Source organism: Alkalibaculum bacchi, assembly GCF_937875145.1.
Lineage (GTDB): Bacteria > Bacillota > Clostridia > Eubacteriales > Alkalibacteraceae > Alkalibaculum > Alkalibaculum bacchi_A.
Genome location: NZ_CALNCS010000256.1, coordinates 1 through 23,885, shown reverse-complemented (window position 1 = coordinate 23,885; position 23,885 = coordinate 1). Strand labels below are relative to the sequence as shown.

Sequence of the window (23,885 nt, the reverse complement as noted above, 5' to 3'; positions counted from 1 at the left end):
GCGACCACCGAGATCTACACTCTTTCCCTACACGACGCTCTTCCGATCTGATATTTTTAATTTAATCCGTCATGTGCAAGAGACAGTATATGAAAAGTTTGGTATACATTTAGATACTGAAGTAAAGCAATTAGGGGAATTTTAATTTTATAAATGCGCAGAATACTGAAAGTGAAAAGCGGACATTTTAGCCACCAATGGTGGCGTAAGATCCGAAGAGCCACCCCTTTAGATTGAATGGGATGGCTCTGAGGGTCTCTTTTACGTGTGGAAGGCACATTGTTTGACCCTAGCCACTGCTTTGCCATACTTGATGCTTTAGCCGAAGAATCTTTCCTCTTTTATTATCTCGTCAAAAGACGAATTTTTCAGCTTTTTTCTAGCTTGCAACCTTCCCCGTTACCTCAGGATCTTTTTCACACTTGCCAGCGTTGCAAAATATACCTTCTTCGCTCCACTTTTCATAAGGGTTTGGCTGCAGGCATCTATGGTCGCACCTGTGGTATATACATCGTCTATTAAAAGGACTACCTTTTCTTTTATTACTTCCTCATCTATTACCGCAAATGCCTTCTTTACATTGTAGAAGCGCTCATCTTTTTTTAATTCCAATTGATGAGGAGTATCCTTTTCTCGAACGAGGCACTCTAGTTCTAATATCATATTCGGTGGTTTTTGTCGTTCGACAAAAGATTGCATTATTCCCCAGGAAATTTTCTCACTTTGATTATAACCTCTCGTTTTCATTCTGTTTTTATGAAGGGGTACTGGGATAATCCTATCTACTTCATGAATCCACCGACAATGTTGCAAAGACAAACCCAGCTTTTTGCCCATATATACTGCTAAATCTGGACAGTTTGAAAACTTAATATCGTGTATGATCTTTCTAATAGAGCCTTCGTAATTGTATAGGCAATAACCTTTTTCATAATGATATGGATTGCTAATACAATCACTACAATAGTTTTTCTCTTCTTCTATCTCTTTTCCACACTTTTTACATCTGTTGCCCCTCACTACTTCTAACTTCCTGTCACAATCATGACAGACAAAATCATCCGAAAAGAAAATGACTCGTAAACAAATAGGACATCTTCCATTTGGAATAAATATAAGATCTAACAGCTTATGAATCCACATGGTCTATCTCTAAGAAAGGATTGCTTTCTATCCTTTGGCGGAGTCCTGTATTTCTCTTTACGCTATTGGTGTTTTGAATCATAGCAGGTAAATACTGAATATTCCCTACTAGGATTACTAAAGATTTTGCTCTGGTTATAGCCGTATAAAACAAATTTCTATTTAATAGAATTGAAGGACCCTTAAAAATAGGCATGATGACTACGGGGAATTCACTCCCCTGACTTTTGTGAACAGTAATGGCATAAGCGTGCATGATTTCGTCTAATTCCTCAAAGTCGTACACTACTCTTTTATCGTGATCAAAGATAGCCACCAGTTTTTTGTTTTCTAAGTAGATCTTTTCAATAATGCCCATATCTCCATTAAAGATGCCTTTTCCAGATTCTCCTCCTACTATTAAATCCCACTCTTTTTGATAATTGTTTTTTATTTGCATAATCTTGTCCCCTTCCCGGAAGGTGACAGAGCCTATGGTTTTTTCGTTTTTAATCTTGCCTGCAGGGTTTACACTCTCTTGTAAAGCAATATTTAATTCTAATACACCAGTAGGTCCCTTTTTTACAGGAGCAATGACTTGGACGTCTTCCATAAAGTCGTACTGCTTTAATCGATTCGTACATAAATTTACGATTTTAGCTTTTACTTTGTCCCCTGTATATCCTTCGATGAAGAAAAAATCTTTTTCCTTATCATTTAGAACGGGCATCTCTCCATTGTTAATTCTATGAGCATTGACAACAATCATGCTCTCCTGAGCTTGTCTAAAGATTTTCGTTAGTTTCACTACTCTTAATAATTTGCTATCGATTAGATCCTTGAGCACATTTCCAGGACCAACAGATGGTAACTGATTGACGTCCCCTACAAATATGATTCTCGTTCCTACACTTACTGCCTTTAACAAGCTGTTCATGAGAACTGTATCGATCATGGACGCTTCATCAATAATGATTACATCGTATTCTAATGGATTTTCCTCATTTTTCTCAAAGCTTTGACTCGTCTCATCCGAAGAAAAACCATACTCTAGTAAGCGATGTATGGTTGTAGCTTTTTCACCTGTAGATTCGCCCATTCTTTTTGCTGCCCTTCCTGTAGGTGCCGCAAGAGCTACTTCATAGTTTAACCTTTTTAGTATATCTAATATACAATTGATAATGGTGGTCTTTCCTGTCCCTGGACCACCTGTTATAATGACAATACCATTTTGTATGGCAGCCTTTATAGCCTCTACCTGTACAGGATCTAATTCTATTTCATTTTCCTTTTGAAATTTTAAGATGACATTGTCGATATCTATTCTTTCCCGTTCGTATTCATAATTATTTAATCGCACTAAGGTGTTTGCCACATTTTCTTCTGCCTTAAATAAAGGCATAGAATAATATACTCGCTCTTCCTCTATTATCTGCAGCTTAATATCTCCTTTAAGAACTAATTCATCGATTTGGCGCTCTACTAGCTCTCTTTCTACCATTAGGAGAGAAGAGGACTTTTGTATGAGCACATCTTCTGAAAGATACATATGCCCATCTCTATAGCAAGACCCTAAGGCATAGTTGACTCCTGCCATAATGCGAAATGTAGAATCTCTTTCTATACCTACGCTCATAGCAATGGCATCGGCGGTTTTAAAACCCATTCCGACTACATCAGATATAATTTGATAAGGGTTTTCTTTTATAATATTGATGGAATTGTTTTTGTAAACCTTGTAGATTCGCATAGCATAGGTAGAGGATATGCCAAAGTTACTAAGATACACAATAGTCTCCATAACTTCCCTGTTTTCGTTAAAAGATTCGGATATCGTCTCAGCAGTCTTTTCACCTATTCCTGGGATCTCCGTCAACCTCCCAGGATTGTTCCGAATAATATCTACTACATCTTCGCCAAAGTGTTCGATTAATAGTTTGGCTTTTTTCTCGCCGATGCCAGTAATAATACCTGAGCTCAAATACCTTTCAAGACCTTGAGCAGTAGTAGGCGCAGTGATCTCAAAATTTTGCGCCTTAAATTGAGTACCAAAAGTAGGGTGCTCCGTCCACTGTCCACTAATAGACAGGTATTCTCCCCTCTTTAGCGCAGGGAAATTGCCTATTACGGTAACTAAATCACCATTACACTCCATATCCATTACCGTATAGTGATTATTCTCATTATAAAAGACGATATGATCTACATACCCAACAATATTCTCCATACAAATACCTCGCTTTTTCTCTTATCTTATATTTTAGCATATTATTTCTGTTGGCAATAGAAATAATAATATAAGGAGATAACGATAATTTGAGAAGTGTCCCTAAGGGTCTTCCTAAAACTCTAAAATTCTAAAATTGCCCAGTGGATTTTACTACATCCCGCAAATGCCTAGCCTCCTTGTCGAATAATGGCACACTCTTTTGATTGTTTTGTGAAAACGATTATGGTAATATAGACAATAAGTAATAAAATACAGATTTTAGTAGTATATGTAAATGTTTTGTATGTCAATATGAGCTATAAACTTTGAACAAGAGTAAAAAAATATGAAAGATAGGTGATAACAATGAAAAAAATCTCATTATTTATGGTCATGTAGTTAATGCTTGTATCATTAACTACAGTTGCGTTTGCAGAATCAACAAGTAATACAAATCCTAGTTTTTCTACAGAAGAATTAAAAGCAACTTCTCAAAAGGTATTACAGCTGGTCAAGGAGGGAAAAGAAGACGAGGCTGCTAATTTGCCAGAAGTAAAAGCATTAAAAAAAACATTAGAGAGTAATACAGAGCTCGCAAATGAATATTTTTCATCCCTTGAAGCAGCTCAAGCGGTAAAAGAAAATATAAAAATTAGTATTGGTAAAAATGAGAGCAAGATAATAGAATTTGAAGACGGAAGCTTTATACAAGTATCTGCAACTACAACTCAAATTAATCAGCCAACCCGTGATCCTGGCGATATCATTTATAAAGCACGAGATCACTATCAATACACAATTTGGGGAATTTTTCCGGCCGCAACTTGTAACTTGTATACGGATTATAATTATGGTAATTATTATGTAAAGATTACCGATACGAATGCTACTCAAAGAACCAATCTCCCAGCATGGTCAACAGGATGCTCTTCATCTATTGTTTCTAATACCAGGTCAAAAGGTATATTTAATTTTCAAGATCCAGCTGGTTCTTTTGGTATTACGTTAATCACGGATATAATTCCAGGACCATTTACTGTAACGGTGAAGCATTCGCCACTATAAAATAGCTTTCAGAATTAGTATAAAGTGAAAAGCGAGTGTTTGAATATGTTTGTATTAGAAAGAGCTTTGACTCAAATTTTAATGATATTAATGGTAATTGGATTTGGTTTTCACTTATGGCTTAAGGAAAAATAATTTATAAGATAACTATCGAGTAGCTAGAAACAGGATAATTAGTCCTATTTCTTTGCTCTCACAGAACTGGACTTACGTTTGCCGTATCTGGCTTCTGAAACTTCTCACCAAATTAGTAAAATTTAGGGGCGGCAGACTGTGTGAAAATATACCTTTTAGGGTGTGTAAATAAATCTGTGCTTTAGGAAAATACTGGCTCCTTTCTGGTAAGAATCTAAATAATGATTTAGACCAGGAAGGAGCTATTTTTATGAGTAAATTACCAAAAAATGTTAACGGGGACATGTTTCAAGAATTTATTATTTAAATAAACTCTCCCGCTATTTTTATCCCGCATTAACAGGCACTAAGACTCCCACTTCAAGATTTTAAGATGAAACAAGAAAAATAAGTGGGAGATAAGTGCCTGTAAAAGCCCGATTGGTTCAACTACTATTCAGTGGGAGATGAAGAAAACCCCCACTGAATAAAGTTTCACTTTATATTTCATAATTATTACATAAAAAAAAGAGCAGGTTCCCCCACTCTACATTTCTTACCTCATTTTAAGGAGACGAATGGGGACATATTTCAAGAATTAACTATTTATATAAATCTCCCATTACCATATAAAATAATGGGGGAAAATAATAAGTATGGACGCAATCATGATAATCAGGTAAGCACTTAGGATTGTTGTGAATATATGCTGATACTATAAAGTTATACTCATCTACATCAAGTACCTTGCTTTGAAATCTGTTTTGGAATACATGGCCGTGACATTGATATTTACGATTGTAATACTGAGCGTAACAAAGGTTTATGCCGTGCATAAACTTTGAAATGTCTCAGCCCTTTGGATCAAGTTGAATGTGGACATGAGTGTCCATAAGGCAGTAGGCTAAAACTTTACATTCAAATTTTTTACAGTAAAGTCTCATTAGTAAAGAACCTCCTTTGTTTGTATTCATCACTACCATTAAATTAAAGGAGGATTTTTTTATTATATAAAATTTTCTACTGTCAAGCTGTAATTATTTCTTCAATAACACCAGAATGTCACCATGTTTATAAAATATTTTATAAGAAAACAGTCATTCCTCACAATTTATGTTTCACTAATTTAATTATTTCCCTATATTTATCTGATAAATACCATGAATCATCATTAAATTCTTCTGGTATTTCTTCATCCATGGGCTCTTCAAATCCTAAGTGTTCTAAAACATCAAACCATAGATCCCTTTTAGATAAAGGAAGCTTCTTTCCACACCAAGGGCAATATTGAATTTCTACACCAGAAAATCCTCCATCATGTATAATTATACTATACTCATCAAATTTAGGTAAATACATTATAATACAATCTGGGCAATCACACTCAAATTCATGCTCTAAACATTTACAATTAATATTTCTGTCCATATCTTGGCAGCAATATTTCATACAATCTCTCCCACCTATAAACTTTTTAAAGTTTTATTTTTCTACCCTTTACAGCTGGTTTATACATCTTGCGCGTTATCGGGTTCATCGAACCTAAATGTCTACCCTTATTATCGTAAACTTCAATGTCATTATGTGTATGATCCCAATCATAATATTTTTTTCCACTTCCTTTCCCAGTAGTCTTTATCCCATTTTTATAGTTATTAAAACTTTTCCATACTACGCTTTCTTGCTTCGTAATGTTTTTAATTCGACATGTATTATGCACCAACACACCACTATCCGAAACATAATACGTATGCCAATTTTCTACTTCAAAGTTATACACCTTAATTGTTTTATTCAACTGTTCAATAAAGATGCTTTTTATTACTGCTTCTTCTTCTGAATTAAGTAATACCTTATCTCCTACTTGTAGATTTTTAGCTCCCAACCAGCCTTTATCAATCACCCAAAATGGATGCTCTTCTGTCGCTTTGATTTCCTGTCCGTCTACAAATATATGTACAAGTTTATCTGTTTCATTTACGTATACGGTCTTAACTTTCTTTAATCCCTTTTCTCCTGTTTTAGGGTCTTTAGAATATACTTGGTCACCGACTTTTATGTCTTTGATTTGTTTGTCGCCATTTTCTACCTTGACAATGGTATCTCCTGTAAAACAAATTCCGCCTGCTATCGCTCTTTTTATGTTTTTAGCGGTTCTTGCTTTACTCATATACCTAATTTTCCCTGTCAGTTTCTTTACAATAGAAAGTTTCGATATAGCTTTAATGCCCATAGAAGAAACTCCAGGAATTAACAGTAATGCAACATCTATAGCAATTGCCTTTGCATTGGCTTGTGTCGGTCTTTTTATAAATTTAGCTATGCTATAAGCTAAACTTGCTGCATCTAAAGCTGTATCTAACCAATACCCAGAATCATCTTTATGAATAACAGGATTGTTTTGGCAATAGGCAAACATGTTATGAGATAAAAGCTCTCCTTCTTCACCTAGAATCACATCTGCATTAATAAACCTGCCCCACTCAGGATTGTAATATCTACTCTGTAGGTAGTAAAGTCTTGTCTCAGCATCATATCTATATCCTCTATACCTATACGGATTCTTCTCACCTACTGTACTTGCTAAACTTCCTGTAATCGAAGTTAATTTTCCCCAAGTATCATAAGTATAGGTAACCACTTGCGTACCATTACTATCTAGAATGCCAGTAATATCTCCCTGACCATTTCGGATGTAATAATAGTAATCATCATTGAGCTTCATAGCTACAAGAGAATTATTTGCATCATAGCTATAGTAGATGGTGTCTGTTCCATTGGTTTCGTAACTCACCTTATCTCCTACTAGATGATAAGTGGTAGTTACTCCATCTACCGTTTTTTCTGTACGGATTCCTTCATCATTATACTTGTAGGTAGCATTAATTTGATCTCCTACAATCATGGTCAGATTTCTGCCTTCTTCCCATGCATAATGATTGCCGTCATAGCTTAAAAGATTTCCTATACCATCATAGGTGATGACTTTGCCGTCATAGGATGTGAGCTTATCTTTCCAAGTAGCATCTTCGTAGCTGTACGGTATTGTCTTTTGTGGCGTTCCTAGAGTTCCTGTAGTATAGGCGTATTCTGCTTTGGTGGTAATGTTTCCTCCTAGGTCATACGCGTAGATAATAGTCTTATTTAATACTTGATTGTTTTCTCTCGTCAACTGATTAAGTTCATCGTACTCATAGCTAATACTCTTGCCATTATCTGCAATGGAGGTAATGTTTCCATTTACGTCGTACTGATAGCTAATCTTTGCTCCATTGTTGTCTACTTCTTGTAGTTGAGAAGTAGTTTGGCCTGTTTGTCCATCTTTATAGGTATAGGTTGTGTCAAAAGCTTTAGATTGTAGATGAACAGTACGACCTTGTAATCTTCCTAATCCATCGTAAAAATACTCGATTTGCTTTTCAGTATTTCCTTCTATCTTTACACTAGTTTGTCTGTCATCTTTGTCATAAGAATAATTGGTTTGATAGAGCTGCCCGCCTATCCACTCCTTCATAGAGGTCATTTCATCGTTAATGTCAAAGGTAAATTCCGTCTCATTTCCTTTACTATCTTTAATTTTAGTCAATTGGTCTGATAAGTTATAGTGATATCTGGTCTTCATCCCATTTTATGAGGAGCTTTTTATGATATCTTTAATCAGAATAGTCTTATTTTCCCTTGAAGTTCTCACAATTACATCTGTATTGAAGTGCTTAAAAGACGAGGCCTCATATTAAAACCTCGTCTCAAACATTCCATCCATATTCAATATTGGCTATAACTCATTCTTATTTACATTATATTCCTCATAAATAAAATTCATATTATCTTATTTGTCGTCAATATTTATAAGCAATTCAAGAACTTCATAAGTGAGTTCGATTTTATCCTTTAATTCATCTAATTCGTTATGCACATATTGAATTAATTTTAACTGGGTCTGAATAGATATATCGGATTTAATTGAATTTGCTAACAATTCGAAAGAATTTTTCCTTACTTCAAAATTGCCTTTACACACGCACTCTATCAATAACTCGATATACTGTGAACAATCAAAAGGTTGTAATGCATACAAGAGAGTACCTCTATGCCCTATTGTCCTTGAATCTCTTATCATACCTATTATAGCTTCTACCGCTTCCTCTTTTCCTAATATTTTTCTTTGCTCATACTCCTTCCACTTAATAAAAGTAATTTTTTCCAATAATACAATATTTTATATTATACGTCAATAAAATTTTACATTTTTTATATAAGAGTCATAAGGATTATATTTCATTAAATTAGTTGTAATCATTTCTTAATCTATTAAAAAATGATTACAATAGCATTAATTTATAGCTTGATTCTAAATATATAAGCTTTACATAAAATATCTACAATTCTCATATTTCACAATTTCTGCATAAAAAAAAGAGCAGGTCTCCCCACTCTACATTCATTATTTTTCTTTAATATAATTCTATCTCATTTAATGTTTCCATATCCACATCTTCTTCATAATCTACAGTGTCAAAATTAAATCCATTTATTTTCATAAAATCATCAATAAATCCTTTTATATCAGATACTTCATGTAAATTATCATTATCTATTTTATTTAATATTTCCTTGACCTTTTCTTGAAGAACTTCGTCTTGCTCTAGATGATCTGGTCTGTATCTTCCTACCTCATCAATAATAGGATCTTCTCCGTAGATCATGTCTTTAAATAATCTATACTTTTGTTCGATCTCTCCCTCGTGAGTGCCTGCTTCTTTCATGAGCTTATAAAGAATGGCACCATAGACTGGAAAAATTGGAATGTATATACTAGCTTTTGTAACAATAGCCTTACTAGCGGATATAGAAGCCTGACCATCATACTTTTCTTTAAGAGTAGTGTTTAATGCTCTTGCCGTTTCTTCTAAATGATCTTTTGCCTTGCCAATAGTTCCCTCATGGTAAATATCATAAGTAGCAGGAGATCCTAAATAGGTGTAGGATACGGTTTTAAAACCTTCTTCAAGTAAGTCTTCTTTCATTAGAGCATCTATCCAAAGATTCCAGTCTTCTCCGCCCATGACCTTAATGGTATTTTGAATTTCCTCTGCTGTGGCTTCTTCCATCTTTTCATATTTTAGGCACTCTTTGTTAATGTCAATACTATAGCCATCAACTGTTTTGCCTATACTTTTTAAACTAGATATATAAGTTTCTCCTGTAAGTGGATCTGTTCTTCTATTAGATGCTAGTGAGTAAACAAGTAGGTCAATTTTTCCGTATTCTTTTTTAATGTAGTCTATTACTTGCTCCTTCATTTCAAAGGAAAAAGCATCGCCAATAAAATCTTTGTATTGTAAGCCTTCTTCTTTAGCGAACTTTTGAAAAAATATATTATTCCACCAACCTGCAGTGCCCGTTTTGTTTTTTTTGGGTTCTATCTCAAAAGATACATTTATGGTATTGGCATGACATCCAAAACCTAAAGTCACCCTGCTAGCCAAACCGTATCCTGAAGATCCACCTATGATCAAAACATTTTTAGGGCCCTTAAAGCTTCCCTTTTCTTTAACATAATCTATTTGTCTTTTTACATTTTCTTTGCATCCAATAGGATGAACGCGAACGCATATATTATTCTTAATCGCTGGCTTAATAATCATATTTCACTTTGCCTCCAAACGTCGTTTTTTGTAACTAATTATTTGTTGACAACAACAGATATTTGTATTATATTTCAAATATACTTTGATTGTCAAAGGATTTAATGCGATTATACAAGATTGTATAAATGTAGGAGGACTAAAATTTGAATGTAGAAGACATTATAAAGCTTATTGATAAAGTTGATACAACAGGCATCACAGAATTGAAGATTAAAGATGATGACTTTAAATTATACATTTCGAAAAATTCTTCATCCCTAGTATATACTGAAAATAGTGTTCCTATACCTAATGTAGTAAAACAAGATGTGGTAGAGCCTATACTTGAAAAAGTAGAGCCGGAATCTGCAAACGAAAATGACACAGTGGTCAAATCCCCCTTAGTTGGAATTTATTATGAATCTTCTGATCCTGAAGTAGCGCCTTTTGTATCTGTTGGTCAAAAGGTTCAAGAGGGCGATGTGCTCTGTATTATTGAAGCGATGAAGATTTTCAATGAGATTAAAAGCCCTACTAATGGAATAATCAAGAAAATTCTCCCCTCTAATTTAGAAGTAATTGAATACGATCAAGAACTCTTTATCATAGGAGACGAGGAGTAATGGCAAAAATACGTCGAGTGCTTATTGCCAATAGAGGAGAGATTGCCGTTCGAGTTATTCGGGCTTGCAAGGAATTAGGCATTGAGACCATTAGTATCTATTCTACTGCAGATAAAGAGAGCTTACATGTGGCATTAGCAGATTACTCTATTTGCGTAGGACCAGGCCCTGTCCAAGAAAGTTATTTAAATATGGAACGAATCATGAGTGCTGCTGTAGCATTAGCTGTTGATGCAATCCATCCTGGTTATGGCTTTTTATCCGAAAACAGCAAGTTTGCTAAGATGTGTGAGGAGTGCAGCATCCAGTTTATCGGTCCATCGTCTGAGGCCATACGAATGGCTGGAAACAAATCTACAGCTAGAGAGATTATGCAAAGTAATGAAGTTCCCGTTATTCCTGGTTCCAATGGAGTTATTCACTCTTTAGAGGAGGCAAATGATATTGCCGCGTCCATTGGCTTTCCTGTCATCGTAAAGGCTTCTTTAGGTGGCGGCGGAAAAGGTATGAGGATTATTGAGACCCAGCAAGATATGGAAAAGTTTCTGCTTCAAGCCAAAGCTGAGGCAGAAAATGCCTTTGGAGATGCCTCTATTTATATTGAAAAATATATTAAAGCATCTAGGCATATTGAGTTTCAAATACTAGCAGACTCATATGGCAATGTTATTCATCTAAATGATAGGGAATGTTCCATTCAACGAAACAATCAAAAGGTTGTTGAAGAGGCACCTGCTTCTTGTATTGACAATGAACTAAGGCTTCAAATGGGTGAAACAGCTATTCGCGCTGCGAAAGCGATTAACTATGTCAATGCTGGCACTATTGAGTTCTTATTAGACGAAGATTCTAATTTTTATTTTATGGAGATGAATACTAGAATCCAAGTAGAACATCCTATAACTGAAATGGTTACTGGTGTAGACTTAATAAAACAACAAATCAAGATTGCAGAGGGAGCTCCTCTTCCATTTGATCAGGAAGATATTGTGATTAAAGGACATGCTATAGAATGTAGAATTAATGCAGAAGACCCTGATTTTAATTTTACTCCTAGTGCAGGTCTTATTAAAGAATTGCATCTTCCAGGAGGCAAGGGAGTGCGTGTAGATTCTCATATCTATCAAAATTATTTTATTCCCTTATACTATGATTCTATGATTTGTAAGCTCATCACATGGGGAGACGATCGACAAGAAGCCATTGATAAAATGAAAGTAGCCTTGGATGAAGTGATTGTAGCAGGAGTAAAGACCAATATACCCCTACTCAAAAAAATTATAGAACATAAAGATTTTATTGACGGAAACATCACCACTAAATTTTTAGATAAACTTTTAAGATAGAGTTGATACTATGTTTACTTTTTTAAATAAAAACAAAAAATTCAAACCTACTACTTTAGAGCAAAAAAATATACCTGATTATCTTTATGTGAAATGTGAGAGTTGCTCTAGCTTAATTTACCATGAAGATTTGAATAATAGCAATTATATTTGCCCTAAGTGCGGTTTTTATTTTAGATTAAGCGCCATACAAAGAATAGATTTTACCATCGATCGACATACTTTTAGGGAATTTAATCGATCTATGAGATCTAAAAATATTTTAAAATTTCCAAAGTACAGTGAAAAATTATCTCATGTGGCCAAGAATACCAATTTAAAAGAAGCTGTAGTAACAGGCTATGGTGAAATTAAAGGCAAAAAATGCGTCATTGCCGTCATGGACAGTTATTTCTTTATGGGCAGCATGGGCGCAGTCGTCGGTGAAAAGATCACTCAAGCAGTAGAACGATCTATAAAGGCTAAACTACCCTTGATTATTTTTTCAACTTCTGGTGGGGCAAGAATGCAAGAAGGAATGTATTCTCTTATGCAAATGGCGAAAGTCAGCAGCGCCCTAAAAAGACATCATGATCTTGGACTTTTATACATTAGCGTCTTAACTCATCCTACTACAGGTGGAGTAACAGCTAGCTTCGCTATGCTAGGAGATATTATCTTAGCAGAACCAGGCGCCTTAATTGGGTTCGCCGGACCTCGAGTGATTAAACAGACCACTGGACACGAACTCCCCGAAGGATTTCAAAGTGCAGAATTTCTACAAAATCATGGATTTGTTGATTCCGTTGTGCCTAGAATAAAGATGAAAGAAATGTTATATAACATTCTCGATATCCATGAGAGGTGATGAAATGAAAGAATCAAATACTCGATCCATTGATGAAATATGGGAACACGTTTTAAAGTCTAGGAGCGTACATAGGCCTAATGCTCTTGACTATATTAACAAAGTGTTTTCAAACTTTATAGAGTTCCATGGAGACCGAGGTTATGGAGATGACAAATCTATTATAGGTGGAATTGCGCTCTTAGATGATATGCCCGTCACAATTATAGGTCAACAAAAGGGCAGAAATACAGAAGAAAATATCGAAAGAAATTTTGGCATGACTCATCCAGAAGGATATCGAAAAGCTTTGAGACTTATGAAACAGGCTGAAAAATTCCATCGTCCTATTATCTGTCTTGTAGACACTCCTGGTGCAGCTTGTGGTATTGGTGCTGAAGAGAGAGGTCAAGGCCATGCTATTGCCTCAAATTTATTTGAATTATCCAATTTACAAACGCCCATAATTTCTGTCTTTATTGGTGAAGGTGGAAGTGGTGGAGCCCTTGCATTAGCAATTGCAGATGAAATATGGATGATGGAGTATTCCATTTTTTCTATATTATCTCCTGAAGGCTTTGCTTCGATCCTTTGGAAGGATAGTTCAAAGGCAAAAACTGCCGCTGAACTCATGAAGCTAACTTCTTATGATTTATTAGAACTTGGCATTATTGATAAAATTATTCCAGAAGAAGCAGATATCGATAAAAATGCAGAACGAATTATGTACAATTTACAAGCGAGTTTAATACAGTCCCTAAAAGCTCTTAAAGCTACTCCTATAAAAGCTCTTTTAAAGAAGAGATACAACAAATTTAGAAATATAGGTGTTTAGGCTTAGAAGGAGGAAATTTTGAGCAAAATTATTGCTACAGGAAAATATGCTCCCCAACTTGCCGTTTCAAATCTCGATTTAGAAAAGATCATCGATACAAGCGATGATTGGATCTACACAAGAACTGGCATTAGAAAAAGGCGCATTTCTCAAAGTGAAAGTACTTTGGATTTAACATATAAAGCAGCTTTAAATGCAATTGAAAAAAACAATATTGACATTGATACCATTGATCTCATCATCGTGGCAACTGTCACGCCGGATCATTTTATGCCCTCAACAGCTTGCTTACTACAGAGCAAGCTGGGAATTGACCATATGCAGGTAACATCCTTTGATATTAACGCCGCCTGTACTGGTCTGATATATGGAATACAAATAGCGGATAAATTTATCTCTTCACACTCTCATAAAAGAGCCTTGATAGTAGGTGCTGAGACATTCTCAAAAGTATTAGATTGGGAAGACAGAGGTACTTGTGTACTCTTTGGAGATGGTGCAGGAGCGGTAATTTTAGATGGAGAAGAAGATAAAATCTTATCGGATTACACCAATTCATCTGGTGACAAACTCCTCCACCTTAATCTGCCAGCTGTCCCCTTAGAAAATCCTTTTGGGGCAGAGAAAAAAGAGATTTCTCGGTATTTGACTATGAATGGTTCTGAAATCTTTAAGTTTGCAACCTTTGCAATTAAAGATTCGATCGACTTTGTATTGAAGAAATGCAATCTGAATATAGATGATATTGCACACATCGTCCCCCATCAAGCAAATCAAAGAATTATCGCTAAAGTTTCACGAGTCATGAAAATACCGTTGGATAAATTCTATATGAATGTAGAACACTACGGAAATACTTCTGCCGCCAGTATTGGTATAGCCTTAGATGATTTATATGAGACAAAGAATCTAAAATCTGGCGACAAAATCATCTTGGTTGGCTTTGGCGGTGGCTTAACCTGGGGTTCTATATTGTATGAATATTGAGTAAAGCTTGTAATGCTTAAAAAAATATGGCATGATTTATAATAAATTAAAAAATTTTGGAGGTTTTTATAATGGTTAAAGAAAAAGTAATGGAAATATTAGCAGAAGAATTAGGCGTAGAATTAGATCAAATTAATATGAATTCTCATCTTCAAGATGATTTAGGAGCAGATTCTCTTGCTGTTGTAGAAGTAATCATGGCTTTTGAAGATGAATTTGATGTCAAAATACCAGAAGAAGATACAGCACAATTAACAACTGTACAAGATATCATCAATTACATCGAAAGCAAACAAGAATAAGAGGTTATTTGTATGAGTATAGCTTTTTTGTTTCCAGGACAAGGGGCTCAATACAAAGGCATGGGAAAAGAATTATATGACAACTTCAGTGAAGCAAAGGCAATTTTTGAAATGGCCGATGCTTCACTTCCCTTTAGTATAAAGGAAGTTTGTTTTGAAGATTCTAAAAACGTAATTAATGAGACAAAATATACCCAACCAGCCATTCTTACGGCAAGTATTGCAGCTCTAAAAGTTTTAGAAAAAGAAAATATTAAAGCAGCCTTTTGCGCCGGTCTAAGCCTTGGTGAATACTCGGCTCTAGTTGCCAGTGGTGTATTAGATATTGGTGCAGCAGTTCCCCTTGTATACAATAGAGGTACTTTTATGGAAGAAGCTGTACCCACTGGTCAAGGTGCTATGGCTGCTATTATGGGTCTTGATAATAGCGTGGTAGAAGAAGTTTGTGATGCGGCCTCTTCAAAAGGCGTAGTTCAACCTGCTAATTACAATTACAATGGTCAAATCGTCATTGGCGGAGAGACTTTAGCTGTACAATACGCTATGAGTTTAGCAAAAGATAAAGGTGCAAAGCGGGCTATTCCATTAAATGTCAGTGGTCCTTTCCACACATCTTTACTGCAAGATGCCGCTCAAAAATTAGAATCTCATATGATTGATATTTCTTTTCAACCATGGAACACATCTATAGTATCTAATGTTACCGCCCTGCCCTATAATCAACTTTCTTTATTAAAAGAAACCCTCGTAAAGCAAGTAATCTCTCCTGTAAAATGGGAACAAAGTATTCAATACATGATTTCTCAAGGAGTTACTCATTTTGTAGAAATTGGACCTGGAAAGACTTTATGCGGATTTCTTAAGCGAATTGATAAAAGTGTAAAAGCCCTGAATGTAGAAGACATAAAGTCTCTTGAAAATACTATAAAAACAATAGGAGGTCAATAATATGTTAACAGGTAAGACCGCCCTAATTACAGGTGGCTCGAGAGGAATTGGCAGAGCCATTGCAAAAAAACTCAGCAGCTTAGGCTGTAATATTGTCATCAACTACAATTCTAATGCTGCACCAGCTGAAGAACTCATAACAGAATTAAAAGCGGAGGGCAAAGAAGGATTGGTTATTCAAGGGGATGTAAGCAATTTTGAGGATGCAAAAAATATTGTGGACACTACAGTAAAAACATATGGAAGCATCGATATTTTAATCAATAATGCAGGCATCACTAGAGATAATCTACTTTTAAAAATGAGTGAAGAAGATTTTGACCATGTGATCAATACAAACTTAAAAGGTGCTTTTAATTGTACAAAACACGCTTCTAGGCATATGTTAAAGAAAAAGAAAGGTAGAATCATTAGTATCGCCTCTGTTATAGGTTTAGTTGGCAATACAGGACAGGCTAATTACGCAGCTTCAAAAGCAGGCATTATCGGTCTTACAAAATCCGTAGCCAAAGAATTAGCAACAAGAAACATTACTGTCAATGCAATAGCTCCAGGTTTTATCGTGTCAGATATGACAGATCAATTAAGCGACGAACAAAAATCTGCAATCAAATCAAATATTCCTATGAATTCATTTGGTACTGCAGAAGATATCGCAAATTTAGTGGGTTTCCTAGCCTCTGATGAATCTGGCTACATAACAGGACAGGTCATCAATGTAGACGGCGGAATGGCCATGTAGGAGGAATTACTATGAATAGAGTAGTTATAACAGGAATGGGTACCATTAATCCATTAGGCAGTAGCATATCTGAGTTTTGGGATAATATCGTTGCCGGTAAATGTGGAATCAATGAAATTACTCATTTTAACACGGATGCATTTGAAGTAAAATGCGCTGGAGAAGTGAAAGAATTTAATTCAGAAAAATATATCCATAAGAGAGAATTAAAGAGATTAGATAAATACAGTCAGTTTGCCTTATACGCTGCTCATGAAGCCTATAATGATGCCAAACTAGGAGATTATGAAATTGACAGGGAACGCATTGGCGTCTTTGTAAGTAGTGGTATTGGTGGAATTGACACGATACAAGATCAGACCAAAAAAATGTTTGACAAGGGTGTAGATCGAGTCTCTCCTTATTTTGTTCCCATGATGATTTCTAATATGGCAGCAGGTAATGTAGCTATTGCCTTAGAAGCAAAAGGTCCATGTTTAAATGTGGTTACAGCCTGTGCATCTGCTACTAATGCTATAGGAGAAGCCTTTAGAAAAATTCAATACGGTGAGATAGATATTGCTATTGCAGGTGGTACAGAAGCATCTATTAATGAATTAGGGATTTCTGGTTTTATGGCAATGAAAGCTTTAAGTAGAGCAACTGATTGTAAGAGAGCTTCTATTCCCTTTGATAAAGACCGTGAAGGTTTCGTCATGGGTGAAGGAGCAGGAATACTCATATTAGAATCTTTAGAGAATGCTCAAAAGAGAGGGGCAACAATATATGCTGAATTAATTGGCTATGGTCTCACTTGTGATGCTCACCATATTACCTCCCCTGCTCCAGAAGGCGAAGGAGCTATGCGCTCTATGAAAAACGCCTTAAAAGATGCTCATCTAAATACATCAGATGTATCCTATATTAACGCTCATGGCACAAGTACTTATTACAATGATTTAAATGAATCATTGGCTATTAAAGCCTTATTTGGTGATGACGGTATCACTCCACCAGTAAGCTCTACAAAATCCATGATCGGTCATTTGTTAGGAGCCTCAGGAAGCGTAGAAGCCATCGCATGTATCAAAGCAATACAAGATGATATCTTACCACCAACTATAGGCTACAAAACCCCTGATCCGGAATGCGATTTAGACTATGTTCCAAACGAATCTAGAAAAGCAAAAGTAAATGTGGTTCTATCTAACTCATTAGGCTTTGGTGGACATAATGCGACCATAGTGTTTAAGAAGTACAACCATAACACTGGAGGTTTATAATGTTACTAAACAGCAATCAAATACAAGAGATTATCCCTCACCGTTTTCCCATGCTCTTAGTAGATCAGATTCTTGAACTAGAGCCTGGAGTAAATGCTACAGGATTAAAAAATGTTACGGCTAACGAACCCTTCTTTCAGGGACATTTCCCTCAAGAACACGTTATGCCAGGTGTACTCATCATTGAAGCCCTCGCACAAGTAGGTGCTGTAGCTCTTCTTAGCCTAGAAGAAAACAAGGGTAAAATTGCTTATTTTGGCGGCATTAAAAACGCCAAATTTAAGAGAAAAGTCATCCCTGGAGATACTCTTACCTTAAAAACTGAAATCATCAAAAGCAGAGGTAGCGTAGGCGTAGGATCAGCCACAGCCTATGTAGGAGACGAAATCGCTGCAACAGCAGAACTAACCTTTGCGATTGCGCCTTCGGCGCTCTAACAATCAGGCATCAGTATATGGTATTCCTTTTGAGTCCTTTGGCTACCAGAGGTAGCATTACCCACTTCTGATAGTAGATTTTAATTTTTGTGATAATTCAAATTATAAGATAATAAAATTGCAGAAGAAAAACTTTTGTAACAGTAAAACAGCTAGATTTTAGGTCTAGCTGTTTTTATTTTAAATTCTATGTTTTAAGTTGTAGGTCTTGGGATATTCCTTTCAAACCCAAAGATGATGGGGCAGGTGTATGGCTCGTTTCGCAGGTTCTTTAGCGTTTAAGGCAAGTTTTTTGACCCAAAGGGAATACTCAAAACCCTGATGGCTAATCGCAGATAGATTTTTACCATCCAACCAATTTTACAGGGCTGATTTTAATACTTCAATCTTGTCCATTCTTTCCCATGGAAAATTTTGATCTGTTCTTCCGAAGTGACCATAAGCTGCTGTTTTTCTATAGATTGGCTTTCTAAGGTCTAAATCTCTGATAATTGCTGCCGGTCTTAAATCGAAGTTTGCGTTGATTAATTCTGAAATCTTCTCCTCACTGATTTTGCCTGTCCCAAATGTATCTACATAGACGGATACTGGTTTTGCAACGCCAATTGCGTAGGCTAGCTCTACTTCACATTTTTCAGCAAGTCCAGCTGCTACAATGTTCTTTGCTACATACCTTGCTGCATAGGCAGCAGAACGGTCTACTTTTGTAGGATCTTTGCCTGAAAAGGCCCCCCCGCCATGACGGCCAGTTCCACCATAGGTGTCTACGATAATCTTTCTACCTGTTAAGCCAGAGTCTCCTTGAGGTCCTCCTACTACAAATCTTCCTGTAGGATTAATATAGATCTTTGTCTTCTCATCTAAAAGATTTTTATCTATTACAGGCTCGATTACATTTTTAATCAAATCTTCTCTTATCGTCTCTAATTCTACTTCTGGACCATGTTGTGTAGATATAACTACAGTATCTACTCTCACTGGTTTTTCGTCTTCGTATTCTACTGTAACTTGAGTTTTTCCATCAGGTCGTAGATATTCTAAGGTTTTATTTTTTCTCACTTCAGATAATTTTTTAGCCAATCTATGAGCTAATGATATTGGTAGCGGCATAAGTTCTGGCGTTTCATTGCAAGCAAAACCAAACATCATTCCTTGGTCTCCTGCTCCCGTACTTACATCTGTCTCTATTTCACCACTTCTAGCCTCCAAAGCTGTATTAACACCTTGTGCTATATCCGGAGATTGCTCATCAATTGAAGTTATGACGGCACAAGTCTCAGAATCAAATCCATATTTTGCTCTTGTATAGCCAATCTCTTTGATGGTTTCTCTTACTACCTTTGGAATGTCCACGTAACAATTGGTAGTGATTTCTCCCATTACAAGAACCATTCCTGTTGTTATCGCTGTCTCACAAGCCACTCTAGCAGCAGGATCTTGCTTTAATATTGCATCTAATACTGCATCTGATATTTGATCACAGATTTTATCTGGATGTCCCTCTGTAACAGATTCCGAAGTAAATAATTTTTTTGTCATCTATATCCCTCCATATTTTTAGTTGAACGATAGTTAAACGGTAGTATAGCTGTTGTTCAAAAATTGTTTTAAAAATAGAGTAGAACTTTTCTACTAAAGTACAAAAAACTATAGCAATCAGCTGTCAGTGCTAGGGTCAAGTCTCACATGTTAAAATGTAACTACATATAAAGATGGCTTATATAGTCGTTACATTTAAGAGTAGAACTTTCCTAATACACAACGAAAAGCCTCGTCAAATGACGAGGCTTTTAAAAATAAACCCCTCATCATTCAGTATATTCTGTAGGTATTAGCACCAATGCATTTATGCTGGTTGCCGGGTTTCTCAGGGCCTATTCCCTCCACCACTCTGGATAAGGTAAACTACTATTCAATTTATTAAAATGTTACCATAGGTATCTTTTAAAGTCAAGGATAAGAATGTTAGGCTTGTGTATCCTAAATATATGCCTAGAGATATTTTGATTTATTAAAAGGAGTGTATAAATAAATAAAAACCGTAGATACTAATCCTTTAGGCATTATAATCTAATAGCTTATTGATTAGTGCCTATGCGCATTCGTTCTACGCTCTAAGTAAAGCCGTTTAGATCACCAGCAATGACCGTTACTTTTAATTATCTATATAGGAATAAGAACTCTTTTAAAAGCAAATACCTTCCTAGTATATAAAAGTTCCAATATTTTCTTTACTTAAACGAATATCAACAAATTATTTTTGCTTTTCATTATAAAATAGAGATATATTTTTGTAATTTTAGCCTAGCTTCTCCTATATACATAATATAGAGGTGATATGATGTTGGGGATTAATCGAGATATTTTTGAATCGCTCAAGTTCCATATAAAAGATGTCAATGCGAGCACTTTGCTCAGCATCCCATTAAAAAGAATATGTAATTCTCCTTTTGTGGTCGTATGTATAGGAACAGATCGATGTATTGGCGATAGTTTAGGACCATTAGTAGGATACAATTTAAAAAATTTAGACATTAGATATCCTGTATTTGGCACTATAAACGAACCTATTCATGCTATGAATTTAGAAGAAAAACTTGAATTGCTAAAGGCAAATTACCCTGATCATAGTATCATTGCAGTCGATGCTTCTCTTGGAAACAAAAAATCTGTAGGCACTATTCAATTTAGAGAAGGTCCTATATATCCTGGAAAAGGTGTAGGAAAAAAGCTACCACCTATTGGAGACTACTCTTTGATAGGAGTTGTAGACACTATGGATAAATTTAACAACTCCAATATTCATCAAGTCCGATTGAGTTTTATTATGGAAATGGCAGATGTTATGACGGATTGCCTGTATAAAGCGACACATAGCGCTTTGTATGCAAGAAATTAATGTAGTGCAGAAAAGTCGACCCGTTAGAAATCTGGAAACTTGAGAGGTTTCTCCATACTTTAGCATTCAGTCGCCAGCGACTAGCGACCAGTATTTTAGCTACATTCAGCAGTTGCAAAGTATACTTATATAGTCCATATATAGTCCATAATACATTCCCAGCAAATCTTTAAGCCACCCACGGTGGCAAAATACTAAACGCTGATATAGAAGAAGGTGCCAAAAAGGCACTTTCTTCTATATTCTCCAGTTTTCTATAAAGGTTTTTAGTTCTGGCGTTTTAGGTGAATATATAACATCTTTTGATGTTCCTGCTTCTACTATTTTACCACTCGCCATAAATACGCATTCATCTGCTACTTTGCTAGCTAGTGCAGGATTATGAGTGACAAATATAATGGTGCTACGCTCAAGTTTATTCACTCTTCTCATATAATCTGCAAGAAGCTTATTTCCTGTAATATCTGTAGATGAAGATGGCTCGTCCATGAGAATTAACTCCCTCTTTCTTACTAATAATCTTGCGATAGCCACTCTTTGCGATTCTCCACCAGATAGTTGTAATGCATTTTTATTTGAAAATTCATTCATACCTACATACTCTAAAGCTTCCTGTATTCTCTGAGAACTTTGTTTTCCTTTATCTATTCCTAAAGATACATTTTTTAAGACTGTCGTATCAAACAAATAGATTTGTTGAGGCATATAAGAGACCTTCTCATGATCGATATGAGGTTGTCCATTGTAGTAAATGGTTCCTTTAGTCGGTTGTTCAACTCCTGCAATCATTCGCAGTAAAGTTGTCTTTCCTGCTCCATTTCCGCCTATAATCGCATAGATTTTTCCTTCACTAAACTGGTAATGGTCCACGTGTACAACTTCTTTTTCATTATAGATTTTTCTTATACTTTCTATCTTTACTTTCATTAGCGATTCTCCTGAATGCGATGGGCAATATAGTTTATAACAAAAGAAATACTTAATAATATGATACCTAAAGCGAGAGCAATATCAAAATTTCCCTTTCCAGTCTCAAGGACAATAGCTGTAGTCATTACTCTAGTTCTAAATTGAATATTTCCTCCTACAAGAGTAATTGCACCTACTTCGGAAATAGCCCTCCCATAGCCAGCTATAATGGCTGAAATAATCGGATATCTGCACTCGTGAAATAGCAATCTTAATATTTTTCCATCCCCTAAACCAATGCCTTTTCCAGTCTCCCAAATGATCTTTACTTTTGATTTTACAGCTGAAATAATAAGTCCCGTGACAATAGGAAAGATGATTAAAACTTGTGCAATAATCATAGCAGCAGGTGTAAATAAGATATCAAGAAATCCTAAGGGGCCTTTTCTCGATAAAATCATGTAGACCACTAGACCGGCAACCACTGGCGGAATGCCCATAAAAGTATTAATCAATCGCACAAGGATCTTCTTCCCTCTAAACTCCTTGCTTCCAATAAAAACCCCTGTTGGAATGGCACCAAGAGCTGCAATGGTCGTGCTAGAGATGGACACGATTAAAGACAGAAGAATAATCATGTATACTTCTCTGTCTAAAGATGTAATTAATTTTAATGCTTCGATTAAACTCGTCAGTATCTGATTCATCGTTCCTCCCTATCTAAGATGCTCTCTTATTATACAAAAGGTCGCTGTGGGCAGCGACCTTTTTTCACCATAACAAATCAAGATTCATAAGCTGGCGCTTACGCCGACTTGGATTATTATAAAAGCTCCTTATTACTCTGTTTCTTGACTTATTATGACATTATTTATTTCCCTTGATAATTTATAGAGAATAATGCTTCACCGTATTCTTCTTTACCAAATTCACCAATTTTAGCTAAGACTTCCTTTGAGGTAATCCACTCTAAATAAGCATCTGCGCCTTCTTTATTGATACCTTCTAATTTATCAGGATTTACTTCAATTACTGTATATTGGTTCATTAAATCATCTGATTCGCCTACGATAATATCAAGCTCAAGTTTATCTTTCATAGAAAGATAAGTAGCTTTATCTGTTATCGTATATGCACCTTCTTCACTAGCCATTTGAAGAACATCTCCCATGCCCTTTCCTGCCGACATGTACCAATCTCCCTCTGGTGTTATAGAATTAGCTCCCCAGATTTTTAATTCTTTTTTATGAGTACCAGACTCATCTCCTCTAGAAACAAATGTAGACTTTGTGTCTGCAATTTTCTTAAAGGCATCTGCTGCAGTATCTCCTTTAACAATTTTAGCTGGATTATCACTAGGTCCAACAATTACAAAGTAATTGTACATGATTTCAACTCTTTCTAATCCATAGCCTTCTTCTACAAACTTCTCTTCGTCTGCTTTAGCATGAATCAATAAGATATCCGCATTGCCGTCTCTACCTGTTTGAAGAGCTTGTCCTGTTCCTTGAGAAACTACGTCAAGAGTGTATCCAGTCTCTTTTTCAAACATTGGTGTTAAATAGTCCATTAATCCTGAATCATTATACGAACACATCATTTACCGATTCACTGTCCCCATCCCGCTTT

The 23,885-nt window shown here is 35.7% G+C and carries 23 protein-coding genes and 1 riboswitch; of the genes, 13 read left to right on the top strand and 10 right to left on the bottom strand.

Annotated features, from left to right (window positions below; genetic code table 11):
• Nucleotides 1–52: 52 nt before the first annotated feature.
• Nucleotides 53–145, top strand: a complete 93-nt coding sequence (locus tag Q7P22_RS14580; protein ID WP_303865114.1) for a hypothetical protein — start codon at nucleotides 53–55, stop codon at nucleotides 143–145.
• A gap of 254 nt (nucleotides 146–399) precedes the next feature.
• Here Q7P22_RS14580 and Q7P22_RS14575 read toward each other — a convergent pair whose 3' ends face one another.
• Both Q7P22_RS14575 and Q7P22_RS14570 read right to left on the bottom strand, forming a co-directional pair.
• Nucleotides 400–1,143, bottom strand: coding sequence for a ComF family protein (locus Q7P22_RS14575; protein ID WP_303865112.1), 744 nt, complete (start codon nucleotides 1,141–1,143; stop codon nucleotides 400–402).
• Nucleotides 1,130–3,349, bottom strand: a complete 2,220-nt coding sequence (locus Q7P22_RS14570; RefSeq protein ID WP_303865111.1) for an ATP-dependent RecD-like DNA helicase — start codon at nucleotides 3,347–3,349, stop codon at nucleotides 1,130–1,132. Before Q7P22_RS14570 ends, Q7P22_RS14575 begins: the two co-directional genes overlap by 14 nt.
• A gap of 384 nt (nucleotides 3,350–3,733) precedes the next feature.
• Between Q7P22_RS14570 and Q7P22_RS14565 the strand changes: the two genes are divergently transcribed.
• Nucleotides 3,734–4,396, top strand: coding sequence for a hypothetical protein (locus tag Q7P22_RS14565; protein WP_303865110.1), 663 nt, complete (start codon nucleotides 3,734–3,736; stop codon nucleotides 4,394–4,396).
• 1,218 nt (nucleotides 4,397–5,614) lie between these two features.
• Here the strand turns inward: Q7P22_RS14565 and Q7P22_RS14560 are convergent.
• From Q7P22_RS14560 to fabV, 4 genes are all read right to left on the bottom strand, one after another.
• The gene (locus tag Q7P22_RS14560; protein ID WP_303865109.1) at nucleotides 5,615–5,959 is read right to left on the bottom strand and encodes a hypothetical protein; all 345 of its coding nucleotides are present in this window, start codon (nucleotides 5,957–5,959) and stop codon (nucleotides 5,615–5,617) included.
• 25 nt (nucleotides 5,960–5,984) lie between these two features.
• On the bottom strand, nucleotides 5,985–8,096 hold the full coding sequence (locus tag Q7P22_RS14555; RefSeq protein ID WP_303865108.1) for a polymorphic toxin-type HINT domain-containing protein: 2,112 nt from the start codon (nucleotides 8,094–8,096) through the stop codon (nucleotides 5,985–5,987).
• Nucleotides 8,097–8,339: 243 nt separating this feature from the next.
• Complete coding sequence (locus Q7P22_RS14550) at nucleotides 8,340–8,717, bottom strand: hypothetical protein (RefSeq protein ID WP_303865107.1); 378 nt, start codon at nucleotides 8,715–8,717, stop codon at nucleotides 8,340–8,342.
• 247 nt (nucleotides 8,718–8,964) lie between these two features.
• A complete protein-coding gene (gene fabV, locus Q7P22_RS14545) occupies nucleotides 8,965–10,158 on the bottom strand; it encodes an enoyl-ACP reductase FabV (RefSeq protein WP_303865106.1) in 1,194 nt (397 codons plus the stop codon).
• Nucleotides 10,159–10,304: 146 nt separating this feature from the next.
• On the opposite strand from fabV, the gene accB reads away from it, so the two are divergent.
• From accB to fabZ, 10 genes are all read left to right on the top strand, one after another.
• A complete protein-coding gene (accB, locus tag Q7P22_RS14540) occupies nucleotides 10,305–10,763 on the top strand; it encodes an acetyl-CoA carboxylase biotin carboxyl carrier protein (protein WP_303865105.1) in 459 nt (152 codons plus the stop codon).
• A complete protein-coding gene (gene accC, locus Q7P22_RS14535) occupies nucleotides 10,763–12,109 on the top strand; it encodes an acetyl-CoA carboxylase biotin carboxylase subunit (RefSeq protein WP_303865104.1) in 1,347 nt (448 codons plus the stop codon). The genes accB and accC overlap by 1 nt, the downstream gene beginning before the upstream one ends.
• Nucleotides 12,110–12,119: 10 nt before the next feature.
• The gene (gene accD, locus Q7P22_RS14530) at nucleotides 12,120–12,956 is read left to right on the top strand and encodes an acetyl-CoA carboxylase, carboxyltransferase subunit beta (RefSeq protein WP_303865103.1); all 837 of its coding nucleotides are present in this window, start codon (nucleotides 12,120–12,122) and stop codon (nucleotides 12,954–12,956) included.
• Between the two features lie 4 nt (nucleotides 12,957–12,960).
• Nucleotides 12,961–13,770 (top strand): acetyl-CoA carboxylase carboxyltransferase subunit alpha, encoded by an 810-nt coding sequence (locus tag Q7P22_RS14525; RefSeq protein WP_303865102.1) that lies wholly within the window; start codon nucleotides 12,961–12,963, stop codon nucleotides 13,768–13,770.
• A gap of 18 nt (nucleotides 13,771–13,788) precedes the next feature.
• Nucleotides 13,789–14,757 carry a beta-ketoacyl-ACP synthase III gene (locus tag Q7P22_RS14520; RefSeq protein ID WP_369695548.1) on the top strand — a complete coding sequence of 323 codons (969 nt, stop codon included), beginning with the start codon at nucleotides 13,789–13,791 and terminating at the stop codon, nucleotides 14,755–14,757.
• Between the two features lie 71 nt (nucleotides 14,758–14,828).
• The gene (acpP, locus tag Q7P22_RS14515) at nucleotides 14,829–15,059 is read left to right on the top strand and encodes an acyl carrier protein (RefSeq protein WP_303865101.1); all 231 of its coding nucleotides are present in this window, start codon (nucleotides 14,829–14,831) and stop codon (nucleotides 15,057–15,059) included.
• Between the two features lie 12 nt (nucleotides 15,060–15,071).
• Entirely contained in the window at nucleotides 15,072–16,007 is a 936-nt protein-coding gene (gene fabD / locus Q7P22_RS14510) for an ACP S-malonyltransferase (protein ID WP_303865100.1), read from the top strand.
• 1 nt (nucleotide 16,008) lies between these two features.
• Entirely contained in the window at nucleotides 16,009–16,749 is a 741-nt protein-coding gene (gene fabG / locus Q7P22_RS14505) for a 3-oxoacyl-[acyl-carrier-protein] reductase (RefSeq protein ID WP_303865099.1), read from the top strand.
• A gap of 11 nt (nucleotides 16,750–16,760) precedes the next feature.
• Entirely contained in the window at nucleotides 16,761–18,011 is a 1,251-nt protein-coding gene (gene fabF, locus Q7P22_RS14500; protein WP_303865098.1) for a beta-ketoacyl-ACP synthase II, read from the top strand.
• A complete protein-coding gene (fabZ, locus tag Q7P22_RS14495; protein WP_303865097.1) occupies nucleotides 18,011–18,448 on the top strand; it encodes a 3-hydroxyacyl-ACP dehydratase FabZ in 438 nt (145 codons plus the stop codon). The genes fabF and fabZ overlap by 1 nt, the downstream gene beginning before the upstream one ends.
• A gap of 360 nt (nucleotides 18,449–18,808) precedes the next feature.
• Here fabZ and metK read toward each other — a convergent pair whose 3' ends face one another.
• On the bottom strand, nucleotides 18,809–19,987 hold the full coding sequence (gene metK, locus Q7P22_RS14490) for a methionine adenosyltransferase (RefSeq protein ID WP_303865096.1): 1,179 nt from the start codon (nucleotides 19,985–19,987) through the stop codon (nucleotides 18,809–18,811).
• 263 nt (nucleotides 19,988–20,250) lie between these two features.
• Nucleotides 20,251–20,350: riboswitch (SAM riboswitch) on the bottom strand.
• A 442-nt stretch (nucleotides 20,351–20,792) separates the two neighbouring features.
• On the opposite strand from metK, the gene yyaC reads away from it, so the two are divergent.
• Nucleotides 20,793–21,347, top strand: coding sequence for a spore protease YyaC (yyaC, locus tag Q7P22_RS14485; RefSeq protein ID WP_303865095.1), 555 nt, complete (start codon nucleotides 20,793–20,795; stop codon nucleotides 21,345–21,347).
• A gap of 237 nt (nucleotides 21,348–21,584) precedes the next feature.
• On the opposite strand, the gene Q7P22_RS14480 is transcribed toward yyaC, so the two are convergent.
• From Q7P22_RS14480 to Q7P22_RS14470, 3 genes are all read right to left on the bottom strand, one after another.
• Entirely contained in the window at nucleotides 21,585–22,274 is a 690-nt protein-coding gene (locus Q7P22_RS14480) for an ABC transporter ATP-binding protein (protein ID WP_303865094.1), read from the bottom strand.
• The gene (locus Q7P22_RS14475) at nucleotides 22,274–22,963 is read right to left on the bottom strand and encodes an ABC transporter permease (protein WP_303865093.1); all 690 of its coding nucleotides are present in this window, start codon (nucleotides 22,961–22,963) and stop codon (nucleotides 22,274–22,276) included. The genes Q7P22_RS14480 and Q7P22_RS14475 overlap by 1 nt, the downstream gene beginning before the upstream one ends.
• 164 nt (nucleotides 22,964–23,127) lie before the next feature.
• Nucleotides 23,128–23,826, bottom strand: a complete 699-nt coding sequence (locus Q7P22_RS14470; protein ID WP_303865092.1) for a substrate-binding domain-containing protein — start codon at nucleotides 23,824–23,826, stop codon at nucleotides 23,128–23,130.
• Nucleotides 23,827–23,885: the final 59 nt, after the last annotated feature.

Excerpts from the sequence above, each read along its gene's own strand:
- Q7P22_RS14575 (WP_303865112.1), bottom strand. The coding sequence starts at position 1,143 with ATGTGGATTCATAAGCTGTTAGATCTTATATTTATTCCAAATGGAAGA.
- Q7P22_RS14570 (WP_303865111.1), bottom strand. The coding sequence starts at position 3,349 with ATGGAGAATATTGTTGGGTATGTAGATCATATCGTCTTTTATAATGAG.
- Q7P22_RS14565 (WP_303865110.1), top strand. The coding sequence starts at position 3,734 with ATGCTTGTATCATTAACTACAGTTGCGTTTGCAGAATCAACAAGTAAT.
- Q7P22_RS14560 (WP_303865109.1), bottom strand. The coding sequence starts at position 5,959 with ATGAAATATTGCTGCCAAGATATGGACAGAAATATTAATTGTAAATGT.
- fabV (WP_303865106.1), bottom strand. The coding sequence starts at position 10,158 with ATGATTATTAAGCCAGCGATTAAGAATAATATATGCGTTCGCGTTCAT.
- accC (WP_303865104.1), top strand. The coding sequence starts at position 10,763 with ATGGCAAAAATACGTCGAGTGCTTATTGCCAATAGAGGAGAGATTGCC.
- accD (WP_303865103.1), top strand. The coding sequence starts at position 12,120 with ATGTTTACTTTTTTAAATAAAAACAAAAAATTCAAACCTACTACTTTA.
- Q7P22_RS14525 (WP_303865102.1), top strand. The coding sequence starts at position 12,961 with ATGAAAGAATCAAATACTCGATCCATTGATGAAATATGGGAACACGTT.
- acpP (WP_303865101.1), top strand. The coding sequence starts at position 14,829 with ATGGTTAAAGAAAAAGTAATGGAAATATTAGCAGAAGAATTAGGCGTA.
- fabD (WP_303865100.1), top strand. The coding sequence starts at position 15,072 with ATGAGTATAGCTTTTTTGTTTCCAGGACAAGGGGCTCAATACAAAGGC.
- fabG (WP_303865099.1), top strand. The coding sequence starts at position 16,009 with ATGTTAACAGGTAAGACCGCCCTAATTACAGGTGGCTCGAGAGGAATT.
- fabF (WP_303865098.1), top strand. The coding sequence starts at position 16,761 with ATGAATAGAGTAGTTATAACAGGAATGGGTACCATTAATCCATTAGGC.
- fabZ (WP_303865097.1), top strand. The coding sequence starts at position 18,011 with ATGTTACTAAACAGCAATCAAATACAAGAGATTATCCCTCACCGTTTT.
- metK (WP_303865096.1), bottom strand. The coding sequence starts at position 19,987 with ATGACAAAAAAATTATTTACTTCGGAATCTGTTACAGAGGGACATCCA.
- Q7P22_RS14480 (WP_303865094.1), bottom strand. The coding sequence starts at position 22,274 with ATGAAAGTAAAGATAGAAAGTATAAGAAAAATCTATAATGAAAAAGAA.
- Q7P22_RS14475 (WP_303865093.1), bottom strand. The coding sequence starts at position 22,963 with ATGAATCAGATACTGACGAGTTTAATCGAAGCATTAAAATTAATTACA.
- Q7P22_RS14470 (WP_303865092.1), bottom strand. The coding sequence starts at position 23,826 with ATGGACTATTTAACACCAATGTTTGAAAAAGAGACTGGATACACTCTT.